This window comes from Corynebacterium sp. 2571A (assembly GCF_055700935.1).
Genome location: NZ_JASTTE010000002.1, coordinates 493403 through 507581 on the forward strand (window position 1 = coordinate 493403; position 14179 = coordinate 507581).

General features: G+C 67.0%; 15 protein-coding genes. 8 read left to right on the forward strand and 7 right to left on the reverse strand.

What is annotated here, in order from left to right:
- The first annotated feature begins 64 nt into the window (after positions 1 to 64).
- The gene (locus QQS53_RS05710) at positions 65 to 1267 is read left to right on the forward strand and encodes a cobalamin-independent methionine synthase II family protein (protein WP_472774927.1); all 1203 of its coding nucleotides are present in this window, start codon (positions 65 to 67) and stop codon (positions 1265 to 1267) included.
- 238 nt (positions 1268 to 1505) lie between these two features.
- The gene (locus QQS53_RS05715) at positions 1506 to 2507 is read left to right on the forward strand and encodes an HNH endonuclease signature motif containing protein (protein ID WP_472774928.1); all 1002 of its coding nucleotides are present in this window, start codon (positions 1506 to 1508) and stop codon (positions 2505 to 2507) included.
- A 182-nt stretch (positions 2508 to 2689) separates the two neighbouring features.
- On the opposite strand, the gene QQS53_RS05720 is transcribed toward QQS53_RS05715, so the two are convergent.
- The gene (locus tag QQS53_RS05720) at positions 2690 to 3100 is read right to left on the reverse strand and encodes a hypothetical protein (protein ID WP_472774929.1); all 411 of its coding nucleotides are present in this window, start codon (positions 3098 to 3100) and stop codon (positions 2690 to 2692) included.
- Positions 3101 to 3290: 190 nt separating this feature from the next.
- Here QQS53_RS05720 and ilvA point away from each other — a divergent pair, with 190 nt between their 5' ends.
- Genes ilvA through QQS53_RS05740 form a run of 4 tightly spaced genes read left to right on the forward strand, consistent with a single transcriptional unit; the run spans position 3291 to position 5855 of the window.
- The gene (gene ilvA, locus QQS53_RS05725; protein WP_472774930.1) at positions 3291 to 4565 is read left to right on the forward strand and encodes a threonine ammonia-lyase IlvA; all 1275 of its coding nucleotides are present in this window, start codon (positions 3291 to 3293) and stop codon (positions 4563 to 4565) included.
- A complete protein-coding gene (locus tag QQS53_RS05730) occupies positions 4565 to 5209 on the forward strand; it encodes a YigZ family protein (protein ID WP_472774931.1) in 645 nt (214 codons plus the stop codon). Before ilvA ends, QQS53_RS05730 begins: the two co-directional genes overlap by 1 nt.
- Positions 5210 to 5225: 16 nt before the next feature.
- Positions 5226 to 5465, forward strand: coding sequence for a hypothetical protein (locus QQS53_RS05735; protein WP_070769540.1), 240 nt, complete (start codon positions 5226 to 5228; stop codon positions 5463 to 5465).
- A gap of 3 nt (positions 5466 to 5468) precedes the next feature.
- Complete coding sequence (locus tag QQS53_RS05740; RefSeq protein WP_070769539.1) at positions 5469 to 5855, forward strand: RNA-binding S4 domain-containing protein; 387 nt, start codon at positions 5469 to 5471, stop codon at positions 5853 to 5855.
- A gap of 1 nt (position 5856) precedes the next feature.
- On the opposite strand, the gene QQS53_RS05745 is transcribed toward QQS53_RS05740, so the two are convergent.
- The 5 genes from QQS53_RS05745 to QQS53_RS05765 form a co-directional block, all read right to left on the reverse strand.
- A complete protein-coding gene (locus QQS53_RS05745; RefSeq protein WP_472774932.1) occupies positions 5857 to 6822 on the reverse strand; it encodes a GTP pyrophosphokinase in 966 nt (321 codons plus the stop codon).
- Between the two features lie 25 nt (positions 6823 to 6847).
- The gene (locus tag QQS53_RS05750) at positions 6848 to 7483 is read right to left on the reverse strand and encodes a hypothetical protein (RefSeq protein ID WP_472774933.1); all 636 of its coding nucleotides are present in this window, start codon (positions 7481 to 7483) and stop codon (positions 6848 to 6850) included.
- A gap of 72 nt (positions 7484 to 7555) precedes the next feature.
- The gene (locus QQS53_RS05755; protein WP_472774934.1) at positions 7556 to 8866 is read right to left on the reverse strand and encodes a 3'-5' exonuclease; all 1311 of its coding nucleotides are present in this window, start codon (positions 8864 to 8866) and stop codon (positions 7556 to 7558) included.
- Positions 8867 to 8893: 27 nt separating this feature from the next.
- A complete protein-coding gene (glgX, locus tag QQS53_RS05760; RefSeq protein ID WP_472774935.1) occupies positions 8894 to 11065 on the reverse strand; it encodes a glycogen debranching protein GlgX in 2172 nt (723 codons plus the stop codon).
- A 31-nt stretch (positions 11066 to 11096) separates the two neighbouring features.
- Complete coding sequence (locus QQS53_RS05765; RefSeq protein ID WP_472774936.1) at positions 11097 to 11654, reverse strand: TetR family transcriptional regulator; 558 nt, start codon at positions 11652 to 11654, stop codon at positions 11097 to 11099.
- 186 nt (positions 11655 to 11840) lie between these two features.
- Here QQS53_RS05765 and QQS53_RS05770 point away from each other — a divergent pair, with 186 nt between their 5' ends.
- Together QQS53_RS05770 and QQS53_RS05775 are read left to right on the forward strand one after the other, a co-directional pair.
- Positions 11841 to 12563, forward strand: a complete 723-nt coding sequence (locus tag QQS53_RS05770) for a hypothetical protein (RefSeq protein ID WP_472774937.1) — start codon at positions 11841 to 11843, stop codon at positions 12561 to 12563.
- Positions 12564 to 12661: 98 nt separating this feature from the next.
- Positions 12662 to 13162 (forward strand): hypothetical protein, encoded by a 501-nt coding sequence (locus QQS53_RS05775; protein WP_472774938.1) that lies wholly within the window; start codon positions 12662 to 12664, stop codon positions 13160 to 13162.
- Here the strand turns inward: QQS53_RS05775 and QQS53_RS05780 are convergent.
- A complete protein-coding gene (locus QQS53_RS05780) occupies positions 13159 to 14172 on the reverse strand; it encodes a type III secretion system chaperone family protein (protein ID WP_472774939.1) in 1014 nt (337 codons plus the stop codon). The genes QQS53_RS05775 and QQS53_RS05780 overlap by 4 nt on opposite strands.
- Positions 14173 to 14179: the final 7 nt, after the last annotated feature.

The window sequence follows — 14179 nt, forward strand, 5'->3', positions numbered from 1 at the left end:
GGGCGCAGGCCATCCTCGGTTAATGTAGACAGCACAGTCTACTAGGAACAAAGGAGAGCCTCCCATGGCCAACAAGATTCGCACTACCCACGTCGGCTCGCTGCCGCGCACCCCGGAACTGCTGGAGGCCAACCACCAGCGGGCCCAGGGCGCGCTCAACGACGAGGAATTCCACGCCATCCTGGAGCGTTCCGTCGACGAGGTGGTCAAGCGCCAGGTCGACCTGGGCCTCGACATCATTAACGAGGGGGAGTACGGGCACATCACCTCCGGCGCCGTCGATTACGGCGCCTGGTGGAACTACTCCTTTACCCGCCTGGGCGGGCTCACCATGACCGACACCGACCGCTGGGCCAACGACGAGGTCGTGCGCTCCACCCCGGGCAACCCGCGCCTGACCTCCTTCCCGGACCGCCGCGACCGCGCGCTGTTCTCCGAGGCCTACGAGGACCCGGAGTCCGGCATTTTCACCGGCCGCTCCAAGGTGGGCAACCCGGAGTTCACCGGCCCGATTACCTACATCGGCCAGGACCAGGTTGAGGCTGACGTGAAGCTGCTGCGCCAGGCCATGGACAAAGCCGGCGCCACCGAGGGCTTCGTCGCCGCTTTGTCCCCGGGGTCGGCCGCCCGCCTGAAGAACAAGTACTACGACGACGAGTTCGACGTCGTGCGGGCCTGCGGCGAGGCGCTGAGCCACGAGTACAAGGCGATTACCGACGCCGGCTTCACCGTCCAGTTCGACGCCCCCGACCTGGCCGAGGCCTGGGACCAGATCAACCCGGAGCCGTCCGTGGAGGACTTCCGCGGCTTCGTGCGGGACCGCATCAACGTGCTCAACGATGCCATCCGCGACCTGCCCGTCGAAAAGACCCGCCTGCACATCTGCTGGGGTTCCTGGCACGGCCCGCACGTGACCGACGTTCCGTTCGCGGACATCATTGACGAGATCCTGCAGGCCAAGGTCGGCGGCTTCTCCTTCGAAGGTGCGTCCCCGCGCCACGCCCACGAGTGGCGCGTCTGGCAGGACCACGAGCTGCCCGAGGGCACGGTCATCTACCCGGGCGTGGTCTCACACTCCACCAACGCCGTCGAGCACCCGCGCCTGGTGGCTGACCGTATCATCAAGTACGCCGAGCAGGTTGGCCCGGACAAGGTCGTCGCCTCCACGGACTGCGGTCTGGGTGGGCGCCTGCACCACCAGATCGCGTGGGCGAAGCTGCAGTCGCTGGTCGAGGGCGCGGAAATCGCGTCGCGCGAGCTGTTCTAGCAGTTAAGTTTTCCACAGCCCCCGCCGCGTGCGGGGGCCTTTGTGCGCCTAATTATGCCTAACGATGCCTACTTGGGCACATTGCTCCATTTTTCGGCCTTTGGGCAGGTGGCGCCGCAAAAACGGCCGTTTTCGGCCTGTGGATAGTTTGCGCAGGGCGGTTATATTGCCCCGAGTTATCCACAGATCGGGTCTTCGGCCCTTGTAGGGGTTGTCAGGGGCTTCTAGCGTGTGAGTCATGACAACGACAGCCATGGACACACTCAAAGCAGCGCACGCCATCTTCGCGGACGGGATCAGCTACCTGGACCTGTGCCGCCAGCTCAGCCTGCCCGCTTTGAAGGCTGTCATGTCCGACGTCGCCGCCGCCGCGCACTTTCGCGCGTGCCAAACCTTCTTCGGGAAAACGTCCTATACGCGCAAACAAGCCGCCGCCCGCCGAGCCGCCGCCGAATCCGGCCACCACCTCGACACCCTCTTAGTGTTGGACAATGCCTTCCGCCGGGTACGCCACCAGGGCGACGCCTGGGCCATGCTCATCGAACTGTGCAACACCCCCGGCACCACCAAACAACTCCGCCGACTGGCCAACCAAAAAGTCTTGGAACTCAACCGCCCGGCCCCACCCGCCGAAGGCGTAAAAGTCACCCGCCGCAAAGACGGACCCAGCACCTTCTCCATCACCGGGGACCCCGAGTTGGTGGAAAACCTCTGGGCCAGCATTAAGACCATCCCCGACGTGGAAGCCTTGTTCAGCGGCGGGCTAGAAAAACAACCCAAGACCACCCACGTGGTCATCTCCCTGCCGGACTGGGTGCGCATCCTTGCCGGCGACGGGGAGGACATCACCGTGCAGCTAAGCAACGGCACCACCATGACCGGTGCCGACTACGTCCGCCAATGCCTGCTGGACGCCGGCCTGGCCACCCTGGTGGATCCGAGGCGCGGGCCGGTCAACCAGTACCGCTACCAACGGCATGCCTCGCCCAAGCAGAAGGACATGGCCAAAGCCGAGACCACGACCTGTGCCTGGCCAAACTGTAGGAAGCCGGCGGATGAGTGCCAGGTCCACCACATCCACCCCTGGGCAGGCGGCGGTGAGACCAACCAAGAAAACCTGACACTGTTGTGCGAGTTCCACAACTCCTGGAACGACGACGACCCCGCCTACCCCAGACACGGAAGAGTCAACCGAAGACACGGCAAAGTCACCTGGGACCCGCCCTGGAGCAGCGGCTGACGGCTGACACGGGGGCCAGCCGAAAAAGCAAAGCCGCGAGAGCAAAGCCGCGAGAGGCCGCCACAAGGAATAAAGTCAACCAACCCCCGCGACTGCCGGGCCGCAAGGAACAAGGCCAGCCGAAATACGCAAAAAGGCGCCACGGACCACGTCCGTAGCGCCTACTCGGCGTGCCTTAAGCCCTAGAACTTAACGCCGGCCTGCTTTAGGAGATCCTTGAGCGGGTTGAGGATAGCCGGGTTGATCTGGGCGAGCATCACGGTGGCCTGCACGATGCCAGCCAGCAGCGCGCCCACCACGGAGACCCACGACATGATTTCCTCCAGCTTCTCGGTCTGCTCAACGCTGGATCCGAAGATGGTATCGGGCTCTTTATCGCCCTTCGTCTCGTCGCCCTCGTCGCCGTCCTTGTCGTCGGAACCTTCGGGAGCACTGGTGTCGCCGGCGTCAACGCTCTCGGTGGAGTTGTCAGTGGAGGATGCGGAAGAGAGCGGGGTCTCCGCGGCTTCGTCGGCCATGGCTACCGGGGAGGCGAGGCCGAACGTGACGGCGGCGGCTGCGACAAGGGTGGTGGAAAGGCGAGTACGGCGCATGGTGGGAACTCCTTAAAAACAAGACGAGAGAAACGGTGCTAAATATCCTCAGATGAATTTATCAGGTTGTTTGGAGATGTCTACCCCTGCGGGCGCATTAGTGGTCCAGGGCACCCCGGTGCTGGGGAATGTCTGTCAAACTATAGGTATTGCGCACCGGCCGCCACCCTGCCCGCTAGAATGAACCGACATGACGCAAAACTTCGACCCCATCCGAGCCTCCGACGTCCAGCTGGCCCAGTCCCGCATTTCGTCCGAGATCGCTCCCACCCCGCTGCACTACTGCCCGCGTCTGTCGCAGATTACAGGCTACGAAGTCTTCCTCAAGCGGGAAGACCAGCAAGACGTGCGTTCCTACAAGATCCGCGGGTCCTATTTTGCGATTTCCAACTTGACCGAGGAGCAGCGTGCCGGCGGGGTAGTGGCGGCATCGGCGGGCAACCACGCCCAGGGCGTGGCCTATGCCTGCCGCACCATGGGCATCAAGGGCAAAATCTTCGTGCCCGGCCCCACCCCGAAGCAAAAGCGCGACCGCATCCTGGTCCACGGCGGCGACGCGGTCGAGTTGGTCGTCGTCGGCGCCAACTTCGACGAGGCGGCGGCCGCAGCCCGCGCCGATGCCGAAGCCCGCGGCGCCACCATGATCGAGCCCTTCGACGCCCGCGACACCATCACCGGCCAAGGCACCGTCGCCGCGGAGATCGTCTCGCAGCTGTCCGCCCAGGGGCGCAGCCTCGACGCGGTCGTCGTCCCGGTGGGCGGCGGTGGTTTGCTGGGCGGCATCGTCAGCTACTTGGCCGACATGTCCCCGCGCACGCAGGTCTACGGGATTGAACCGCAAGGGGCGGCATCGCTGACCGCGGCCCTGCGGGCGGGCGAGCCGGTGACGCTGGACGAGATCGATCCCTTCGTCGACGGCGCGGCCGTGGGGCGCATCGGTTCGCTGCCGTTCGACATCGTCAGCCACAACCGCGAGCGGCTCAGCTGCGAGACGGTCTCCGAGGGCGCGGTGTGCACCGAGCTGCTGGAGCTCTACCAGAACGAGGGGATCATCGCCGAGCCCGCCGGCGCCCTGTCCGTGGCCGGGCTCGAGCTTGTCGATGCCCCTGCCGGGTCCACCGTCGTCTGCGTCATCTCGGGCGGCAACAACGACGTGCTGCGCTACGCCGAGATCATGGAGCGCTCCCTGGTCCACCGCGGGCTCAAGCACTACTTCCTGGTCAACTTCCCGCAAGAACCCGGGCAGCTGCGCGCGTTCTTGGAGGAGATCCTGGGCCCGCACGACGACATCACCCTGTTCGAGTACCTCAAGCGCAACAACCGCGAGACCGGGGCGGCGCTGGTCGGTCTGCAGCTCGGGGAGGCCGTCGGCCTGCCGGGGCTGCTCGCCCGGATGGAGGAGTCGCGCATCAAGTGCCAGCGCCTAGAGCCGGGCACCCCCGAGTACGAATTCCTGGTGTCTTAATGGAGCGCTACCCGCTACCCGCGGCCGGGAAGGTCACCGAGCATGAAGTAGAAATTAAGCGCTCCCGCTTCATCGCGCTCGTCGCGCGGGCCCAGAACGAAGAGGAGGCGCGCGGGTTCATCGCGAGCGTGCGCGAGCGCTTCCCGGACGCCCGCCACCACTGCAGCGCCTACGTCTACCACCAGAACGGGGCGCAGCCGGTGGAGCGTTCCTCCGACGACGGCGAGCCGTCGGGCACCGCCGGCAAACCGATGCTGGACGTGCTCAAGGGCAGCGGCATGCTGGACGTGTGCGCGGTGGTGGTGCGCTACTTCGGCGGCATCAAGCTGGGCGCCGGCGGGCTGGTGCACGCCTACGGCGGCACGCTCAGCGAGGCGGTCGCGCAGGTCGACCGCGTTACCCGCGCGCAGCGGGAGCTCTACACGATTGAGGTCGCCCACGCGGAGGCCGGCCGCCTCGAGGCGGACCTGCGGGCCCGCGGCTACGACATCCAGGACACCCAGTACGGCGCGGCGGTGACCTATACGTTGGCGTGCGCGCCCGGCGGCCGCGACGGGCTGGAGGCCGAGCTCGCGGCGCTGACGCAGGGGCGGGTGACCCCGCGGGCCGGCGGGCGAGCCTGGGTGGAGTTACCTGGTACGTGAGGTAGAATAGCGTGCCATGACCATGCAGCGACGTCCCAACAATCCGATTGAAGCGCGCAAGCAAGCAGTCCGCAAGCACTCCCGCAACGGCCTCATCTCCGTGGGCGCCGGGGTCGGCGGCGGCGTTCTGATGACTATCCTGTTCGGCAACCCCGGCTTCTGGCTGGTGCTCGGCCTGGTGGTGGCCGTCGTGGGTGGCGCCGCCAACTTCCTTAAGGTGCGCAAGATCATCAACCAGAACTACAACAACTACTAATCCATGGATAACCAGCCTGCTGGTAGGCCGGTTCGCATCGACGCGTGGGTCTGGGCGGTGCGCATGTTCAAGACCCGCTCCGCGGCCGCCGATGCCGTCAAAGCCGGCCACGTCAAAATCAACGGCGAGGCCGTCAAGCCCTCGCAGCAGGTCGTCCCCGGCGACCGCGTCCGCGTGTGGAAGGACCACCACGAATACGACCTCGAGGTGCTAGCCACCGTCCGCAAGCGCGTCGGGGCGCCGGTCGCGCGCACCTGTTACACCGACCACGCGCCGCCGCCCCCGCCGCGGCAGTTCCAGCCGTCGGTGCCCGTCCGCGCGAAGGGCGCGGGCCGGCCCACCAAGCGGGAGCGCCGCCAGATGGAGAAGTTCCGCGGCGGCTTCCGCTAGCCTAGCCGCGCAGTTGCTTTAAGCGCCCGCGCAGGCGCTTGGCGCGGTCGGTGCGGTTGCCGGTGTGCGCGGTGGCATCGATGTGCGCCTGCCCGAAGCGGTTGAGCAGGAGATCGTCGACCAGTCGGATGTGGCCGGGGCGGAAGCGGTACTGGAAGGCCTCCTGCAGGGAGGCGATGTCCTCGTCGTTGAGCAGCTCCTGGAGCTGGCGCACCGTGGTCACCCCGTTGAGCTCGAGCAGTTCTTCCAGCCAGCGGTAGTGATCCGAGCGCGAACGCGGGAAGCGCGAGCCCAGCAGCATGGTGAGAATCCCGGGCAGCGTCTCCGCCGTGACCACCACGTCCTCGGTGGTCTCGGTCCGCGGGCTCTTGAGCGCGGCGATCTCGTCGAACTGCTGGTCGGCGAGCTCGATCAGCCCGGCCGCCAGCGTGAACAGGCGGTCCACCTGCGGCGACGGCGGGTTGGGGCCCTGCTTGTAGCGGATGTCGTGCTCGAACTCGGCCCAGGCGTGCTGCAGGACGGTGCGCACCTGCACCTCGAAGGTGAAGCCGCGGTAGGCGGCCAGCTCCTCGATGGCGTCGGTCACCCGCAGCACCAGGTGGTGCGAGCCGTAGCCGAAGCCGCCGGAAATCCGCGTCTGCGCCGCCTTGTCGACCGAGCGCAGGACCTCGAAGGACTCGCTTAACACGTCGATGGCCTGCGGGATGGCGGTGGAGTGGAAAACCGTCGCGCGCACGCCGACCAGATCGTGGATATCCTCCCACGGGTGCGGGTAGACCGGATCGCCGTCGGAGTTGCGCTTTTTCGCCTTCGCCTTGAACGAGGACCAGCTCTTCACGCGGGCGGAGACGTGATCGAAGATGACGCCGGCATCGTTAAGCAATTCTTCGATGGCCGAGTGGAAGTCCGCGGCGGCGTGCGGGTGCTGCCGGTTCCAGTCGTGGTAACGGGTGCCCAGGCGGGCCACAGGGCGGCTCCTTTCTGGTCGAGCTTTAAATGTTGAGGCAGTAGTCCTGCGGAAACCCCTGCACCAATAGTAACGGCACCGAGGACAGTTGCACCCGATGCCGCGGCCGCGTTTCCTGCGCCCGTTGCGCCCACGCCGTGGCCTCCTGGTGGCCGATGCCGGCCAGCGCAATCACCGTGGCAGGGTCGGGCACGAGGTAGACCAGGCGCTGGGCAGCCAGGACGGTGCGCAGGTGATCGTCGAGCAGGAGGAAGGCGCGCGGGTGGGCCAGCCAGGAGCTAATAGGGTGCCGCGAGGTGGCCACCTGCACGCCGTCGGGGCAGCCCGGCCCGAGGACCGCGCTGGCCGGCCGCATCCAGAACTGGGTACCGTACTCCGAGCGGGAGGCCTCCGCCAGGTTGATGGCGGCGAAATCCCAGGCGTGCTGGATGGACACGCCCAGCTCGTCCAGGCCGCGCTGGCTGACGTTGATGCCGCCGTCGGAGGTTGTACACCGCAGGGTCATCGACCAGTTCTGCGACAGCGGCAGGGTCGCCACGGAGTCGCAGAAGCCGTCGTCGGATAGCCCGGTATTAGTCGTCCAGCGCTGGCGGACCAGGCGGGGCAGCAGGCCGCTTAAGCTCAGCTCCGGGTGCGTGGCGGGGTGGAGGGCGGTGGTCACAGCTATTCTCCTGGGAAGTCGGCGGGAATCCCTGACGAATAGTTAGACTGCGCCGCGGCCGCAACGGTTCCCTTAGAACGGCGGCTGGTCGCTCAAGCCCACCGCGTCGAGGAGTTCGTTGGCGCTCCAGAAGGTGATGTCCTGGCCTTTGTCGCGCAGCTGTTCGGCGCGCTTTTCCTTAGAGGTCTTCTTCGCCCACGTGCCAACGACCAGCAGGGTGGTCTTCTTCGTGACGTTTTTGCCGATAACGCCGCCGCGCTCGGCGATGGCGGACCACAGCTGGCCCTTGTCGAAGGGCTCGAAGTCGCCGGTCAGCGTGACGTGCTGGCCGAAAAGCGGGCCCTGCGGGTCGGCGTCGGGGTTGGGATCGGGGATGGTCTCCGGCGTGGCGACGGTCTTCCAGGGGGCGGGCCGCCGCGCGCCGGACTCGCGGGTCTGCGAGCGGAAATCCGTGCCCGCGCCCAGGTCGGCCGCCGAGGTCGGCGCCACGTTGTCCTGCAGTACCGGCATGACCTGCTTGGGAGACAGGGACCCCAGGCGGAAGCCGCACTCGTCGAAGAGCCCGGCGATCCCCCCGGTCAGCCCCAGCTTCTGCGCCAGGCCGGCGACGATGACGCCGGCCGCGCGGGCGTCGGCGCAGGCGTCGTGGTGGCTGAAGGATTCGAGCCCGCACGCCGCGGCGACGGTGGGCAGCTTGTGGTTGGCCACATCCAGTACCCCGCGGGCGGAGCAGTAGCGCGCCAGCGCCAGGGAGCAGGCCAGCTGCCAGTCGGGGACGGCGCTGGAGGTGGCCTGCAGGGCGGAGTGCAGGGCGCTGGAGTCGAACTGGGCGTTGTGCGCGACGAAGACGTCGTCGCCCACGAAGTCGACCAGCTCGGCGGCGACGGTGGCAAAGGGGGCGGCATCGGCGACATCGGCGGCGGTGATGCCGTGTATGGAGGTGTTGACCTCGTCGAAGTCGGGCCAGCTAGCCGGCGGCTGGCACAGCCAGGTGCGCGACTCGGTCTCGCGGCCGTCGCGGAAGCGGACCGCGCCGACCTGGCAGATGGAGCCCCAGTGCCAGTTGGCGGTCTCGACGTCGACGGCGGTGAAATCCAGCCCCGGCACGCCCGGGTCGTGCTCGCCGCTTTGGGCGGCGGCGATCAGCGCGCGGATGGCCTCGGCGTCCTGGTGCGGGTCGACGGGGATGGTCACTCCCGCGCCCTCCAGCGCCACCCAGCCCTGCGCGGTGGCGGTAGGCTCGCGCACGCTTAAACCCCTGATGTCGGCGAGCGGGACCGAGGTGGTGGCCGGCTTCCCCAGGCTCAGCGAGAGCACGGAGTGGTGGATCTCCACGCTGGTAGCGGTGACATCGACGTGGGCGCCGTGGGCTTTAACCGACACTAAAATCAGGGCCTTTCCAAGCAGGAACTAATCGAGAACGGGCGGCTCCACCTGCTTGAGTAACAGCGTGGAGCGCGGCTGCACATCGATGGTACCCGCTGCCGGGATCAGGATTTCCTCGGTGGGGTATCCGCCGGGGTGCGCGGTGTCGACCACCAGTTTCCACTTCGCCCCGAGATCCTGGGTGGGCAGCGTGAACTCGATCTGTTCGTGGTGGGCGTTGAAAATCATCACGAAGGAGTCGTCGACGATCTTCTGGCCGCGGGCGTCGGGCTCGCTAATCGCGTTGCCGTTCAAGTAGACCATCAGGGACTTGCCGAAGTCGTGGTCCCAGTCGTCCTGGGTCATCAGCTTGCCGGAGGGCACCAGCCAGGCGATGTCGCGGTCGCGCGCGTCGGTGCCCAGCGGGCCGCCGGCCAGGAAACGGCGCCGGCGGAAGACCGGGTGGCGGTGGCGGATGCCGATGAGCCGTTTGGTGAAGCCGTAGAGCTCGGAATTTTTCTCCTGCTCCAGCAGGGACCAGTCCATCCAGGAGATCTCGTTGTCCTGGCAGTAGGCGTTGTTGTTGCCGGACTGGGTGCGGCCGAACTCGTCGCCGTGGCTGAGCATCGGGGTGCCTTGGCTCAGCAGCAGCGTGGTCAGGAAATTGCGCTGCTGGCGGCGGCGCAGGCGCTGGATGTCGGGATCGTCGGTGGGTCCTTCGACGCCGTGGTTCCAGGAGCGGTTGAAGGACTCGCCGTCCTGGTTGTCCTCGCCGTTGTCCTCGTTGTGCTTGTCGTTGTAGGTCACCAGGTCAGCGAGGGTGAAGCCGTCGTGGGCGGTGATGAAGTTGATGGAGGCAGTCGGGCGGCGGTCGTTGTTGCCGTAGAGATCGGAGGAACCGGTCAGCCGGGAGGCGAACTCTCCGAGCGTGGCCGGCTCGCCGCGCCAGAAGTCGCGGACGGTGTCGCGGTACTTGCCGTTCCACTCGCTCCAGATCGGTGGGAAGTTGCCCACCTGGTAGCCGTCGTGGCCGACGTCCCAGGGCTCGGCGATGAGCTTGACCTGGCTGACCACCGGGTCCTGCTGCACCAGGTCGAAGAAGGTGGCCAGCTTGTCGACGTCGTTGAGCTCACGCGCGAGCGTGGCCGCCAGGTCGAAGCGGAAGCCATCGACGCGCATCTCGGTGACCCAGTAGCGCAGCGAGTCCATGATCATCTGCAGCGAGGACGGGTGGCGCACGTTCAGCGAGTTCCCGGTGCCGGTGTAGTCCATGTAGTACTCGGGGTTGTCATCGTCCAGGCGGTAGTAGGCCTGGTTATCGATGCCCCTAAACGCAATGGTGGGGCCCATATGGTTACCCTCGGCGGTGTGGTTGTAGACCACGTCGAGGATGACCTCGATGCCGGCGGCGTGGAAGGCGCGCACCATCGTCTTGAACTCGGCCACGGCCTCGCCGGGCTTGCGGGCAAAGGCGTAGTCCTGGTGGGGCGCGAAGAAGCCGAAGGTGTTGTACCCCCAGTAGTTGCGCAGCCCCAGCTCGCGCAGGCGGTCGTCCTGGAGGAACTGGTGGACGGGCATGAGCTCCACGGCGGTCACGCCGAGGTCGCGCAGGTAGTCAGTGACCGCCGGGTGGGCCATGCCGGCGTACGTGCCGCGCAGGTGCTCCGGGACGCCGGGGTGCTGCATGGTCATTCCCTTGACGTGGGTTTCGTAGATGACCGTTTCGTTTTCGGGCGTGTGCGGGCGGCGGTCCCCGCGCCAGTCGAAGAAGGGGTTGATGACCACCGAATACATGGTGTGGCCGAGCGAGTCGGAGGTGTTGCGCCCGGTCCCGGGCTCCGCGGCGTGGATGTCGTAGGAATACAGCGCGGCGTCCCGATCGAATTCCCCGGTGAAGGCGCGGGCGTACGGGTCCACCAGCAGCTTGGAGGGATCGCAGCGCAGGCCGGCCTCGGGATCGTAAGGCCCGTGGACGCGGTAGCCGTAGCGCTGGCCGGGCGAGACGTAGGGCAGGTAGCAGTGCCAGACGTGGGCGCTGACCTCAGTGAGTTCGATGCGCTCTTCCTGCCCGGCGGCATCGATCAGGCAGAGTTCTACCTTGTCGGCCACCTCGGAGAAGAGGGCGAAATTTGTACCGGAACCGTCGAAAGTGGAACCCAGGGGCGCGGGCGAGCCGGGCCAAACCTGGGTGATCTGGGTGCGGGAAGTTGCGCTCATGGCTGCTTAGCTTAATGGCAACCGGGCGCTTTCACCTGTCGAGCGAGTCGGTACCCGCGAGCACGATGTGAACCGCGCGGGCGAGCTTGTCCGCCCCGGAGTGCTCACCCGCGCGCTCCTCGGCTGCCGCGTCGCCGGTAGCCGCCTGGTATTGCAGCAGGGACTGCTCCAGGGTGGTGGCCCCCAAGACTAGGTGGAGGAGGGATTCGGCGCCGAGCTGGCGGGTGGCATCGTCAGCGCCGTGGCCGGCGGCGGCCAGCGCGGACTTGAAGCGCGCTACGAGCTGCTCCCAGGACAGCGAGTGCGGCTGGGACAGGGCGGCGGAGACCACCTCGGCGCCGTCGCGGTGGGCCAGCAGGGCTAAGCGCAGGCTCAGGCTGAGCTCGACGGGGGAGGTGCCGTTCAGGGGTGCCAGGATGGCATCGGCAAGCGCGGAAATGAGGCCCTGTTTGTTGGTGATGTGCCAGTAGAGCGCGCCGGGGGCAACCCCCAGCGAGCCCGCGACGCGCCGCATGGTGGTGTCTGCCAGCCCGTAGGTATCTAGCAGGTCAAGGGCGGCTTTGATGATGGTTTCGCGGGATAACTGCACGATGACCTAGTTTAGCGGGCCGGCCCAGCGTGGGCCAGAACGCCCACGTTCACAGGTTTCTATGACCAAACTGTAACTGTCCTGCCACGCAAGGGTTGTTATGATATTCGACGTTAAGGGTGTACTGCCGCTGCGTTAGGGTAGCGCCCCGAAAGCCTGTAGTCCCTCAAATCGTCAGGAGAAACGTTGTCCCTTTTCACCCCGTCTAAGATGTCCGTTGCCGCGCTTGCGTTGGTCGTTCCACTGACCCTTACGGCTTGCGGTTCTGACGAGGAAGACTCCACCGAGGCTGCTCCGTCGACCGAGACCGCCACCAAGGAGGCCCCGAGCTCCAAGGCCAAGGACGAGGATAAGGACAAGGACGCCGAGAAGTCCTCCGAGGCCAAGGCCAAGGACAAGGACGCCGAGAAGTCCGCTCAGGGCAAGGAGCGCTCCGCCTCTCACCAGGACGGCAACAACGCCGGCGGCGACCAGGCCGCGGCGGCCGAGTCCCTAGTTGACCCGTTCGAGGGCGGCGACCCGCTGCAGGGCCAGGCCGACATCGCCCCGGTCGAGGGCGGCCAGGCTGCCGACGGCGCCGTGTCCGGCGAGATCAACGGCCTGGTCCGCGGCCTGTACGATCAGCAGGACATGCGCTCCTTCATGCGCTACATGCCGGATCATACCTGCCAGCGCGTGCTGGACGCCCAGCCGGAGCTGCGCAACGCCGATTACAACCAGATCCCGCCGGTCTCCATGGACGAGGCCAGCAACGGCCAGTGGAAGAACACCTATGTCCAGGACATCCGCGACATCAAGGTCAAGGACAACACCGCCTCCGCCACCGTGGAGGTAGCCACCCCGCAGGGCCCGGACACCACCACCATGCGCTTTGCCAACGAGGGTGGCAACTGGACCTTCTGTAACTAGCAGCACCCGGCAGGGTAGCCTGGAAGGCTATGTTGAGCCGCTCGTTTACTCCACCCCGCAGCGTCGGTTTCGCTGCGGGGTTATTCGCTTGCGTACTCGTGGTCTTCGGGGTCGCGGGCATCCTGTGGGGCCTGTGGCGCCCGCGCGTCGCCCTCGTGGAGCTGCCCGAGGGCGGCTTCGGCGTGGATATGGGCTCGGCGCCGGCGGTGGCGATGCTGAGCTTCACCGTGATTACCGGGATAGCCGGCACGGTCACCGGCGTGTCGGCCTTTACGCGAGGCGCGCGCTTCCGCGGGTTAGGAACCCTGCTGTGGGTGGGCGTGTGCGCGCTGGCTGGCGCCGCCGCCTTTGTGGTCTTCTCCGGCCTCTTCGCGCCCACCGAGCCGGCCGAGATGGTCGCCGGCGCGGAGTTCGTCCCGCCGTTCCCGCTCGGGGTCGCCCTCTTGGCCGCGCCCTTCATGGCGATGTTCGGCTACTGGTCGGCGGCCTTCGTCAGCGGCGACGAAGCCTGGGAAGCCCAGCAGGCACAGCAGGCCCAACCGGCCCAAGAAGCCCCGACCGCGGCCCCGGTTACGGCCGGCGACAACCACCCAGCCTAGTGAGGCCACTTGACGGGGGAGACGCCCACGACGTCGCGGGCAATCGAGTCGAGCCCGTAGAGGATGTTGTGCAGCCCGATGCCGATGTGCTGGGTCAGCTGCGCGTCCGTGAGCCCCTCGGCGGTGACGACCGAATAATCGATGTGGACGTCGACGGTGCTCTCGGTGCCGGCCGCGGCATCGTCAGTGCTGTCAGTGCTTCCCGGCTCCGGGGAGCTTAAGTGGCAGAAGGCGGAGGAGGCCTCCGTGGTGCGGTTCCAGTCGTTGCAGGTCAAAAACAGCTTGGAGAATTCCGCGGCCGGCAGCTGCGGTTCCCAGCGGCCGTTGATGACCACGGAGGGGCCGGAGTCGATGGCGAAGCTGACCAGGACCTCGTTGATCCAGGCCAGGACCGGGCCATCCTCCAGGCCGTGCTGGTTGACCACCCCCATCTGGCGCAGGCGCTCGCGCAGCCGCGGGTAGCTCACGGGCGCCGGCCGCTCGCTGTCGTCCTCGCTAAGCTCCGGGGCCCACCCGGCCCAGCTGGTGTGCGCGGCGCTGCCGGGGGCGTGGTCGACCTCGGGGAAATGCTCGATGAAGAAGTCAAAGGCGGCGCCGGCGTTGGACAGGGCCCGGATGAGGCAGGACTCCAGCTGCGCGGTGGTCAGGCCCTGGTGGCTGACAATCGCCCCGTGCCCGGAGAGGGTGAGGTTTTCCAGGCCGCTGTGCTCGAAGACCATGGTGGGGGTGAAGCAGTCGTGGTTCCATTCGTTGAGCGCCTGGGCTAAGTCGTCGATGGCGGAAAAGGCGATGGGCCCGTCGAATTCCAGGCGGCAGTTGATGACCGCGGGGTTGTCCGGGTTGAGCGCCAGGGTCAGCCGGCAGTGCGGGGTGTGCTGGTAGACCAGCTGGGGCTGGGGGCCATCGGCCCAGCGCAGCGGCAGGCCGATCTCCTGGGCGCAGGAGTAGACGCGGGGCAGATCCACCGGCGCCAAGGAATCCGGGAAACCGGGGCGAGGGGAGGCGGTCAACGTCTAA

Excerpts from the sequence above, each read along its gene's own strand:
- QQS53_RS05720 (WP_472774929.1), bottom strand. The coding sequence starts at position 3,100 with ATGCGCCGTACTCGCCTTTCCACCACCCTTGTCGCAGCCGCCGCCGTC.
- QQS53_RS05710 (WP_472774927.1), top strand. The coding sequence starts at position 65 with ATGGCCAACAAGATTCGCACTACCCACGTCGGCTCGCTGCCGCGCACC.
- QQS53_RS05730 (WP_472774931.1), top strand. The coding sequence starts at position 4,565 with ATGGAGCGCTACCCGCTACCCGCGGCCGGGAAGGTCACCGAGCATGAA.
- ilvA (WP_472774930.1), top strand. The coding sequence starts at position 3,291 with ATGACGCAAAACTTCGACCCCATCCGAGCCTCCGACGTCCAGCTGGCC.
- QQS53_RS05715 (WP_472774928.1), top strand. The coding sequence starts at position 1,506 with ATGACAACGACAGCCATGGACACACTCAAAGCAGCGCACGCCATCTTC.
- QQS53_RS05735 (WP_070769540.1), top strand. The coding sequence starts at position 5,226 with ATGACCATGCAGCGACGTCCCAACAATCCGATTGAAGCGCGCAAGCAA.
- glgX (WP_472774935.1), bottom strand. The coding sequence starts at position 11,065 with ATGAGCGCAACTTCCCGCACCCAGATCACCCAGGTTTGGCCCGGCTCG.
- QQS53_RS05740 (WP_070769539.1), top strand. The coding sequence starts at position 5,469 with ATGGATAACCAGCCTGCTGGTAGGCCGGTTCGCATCGACGCGTGGGTC.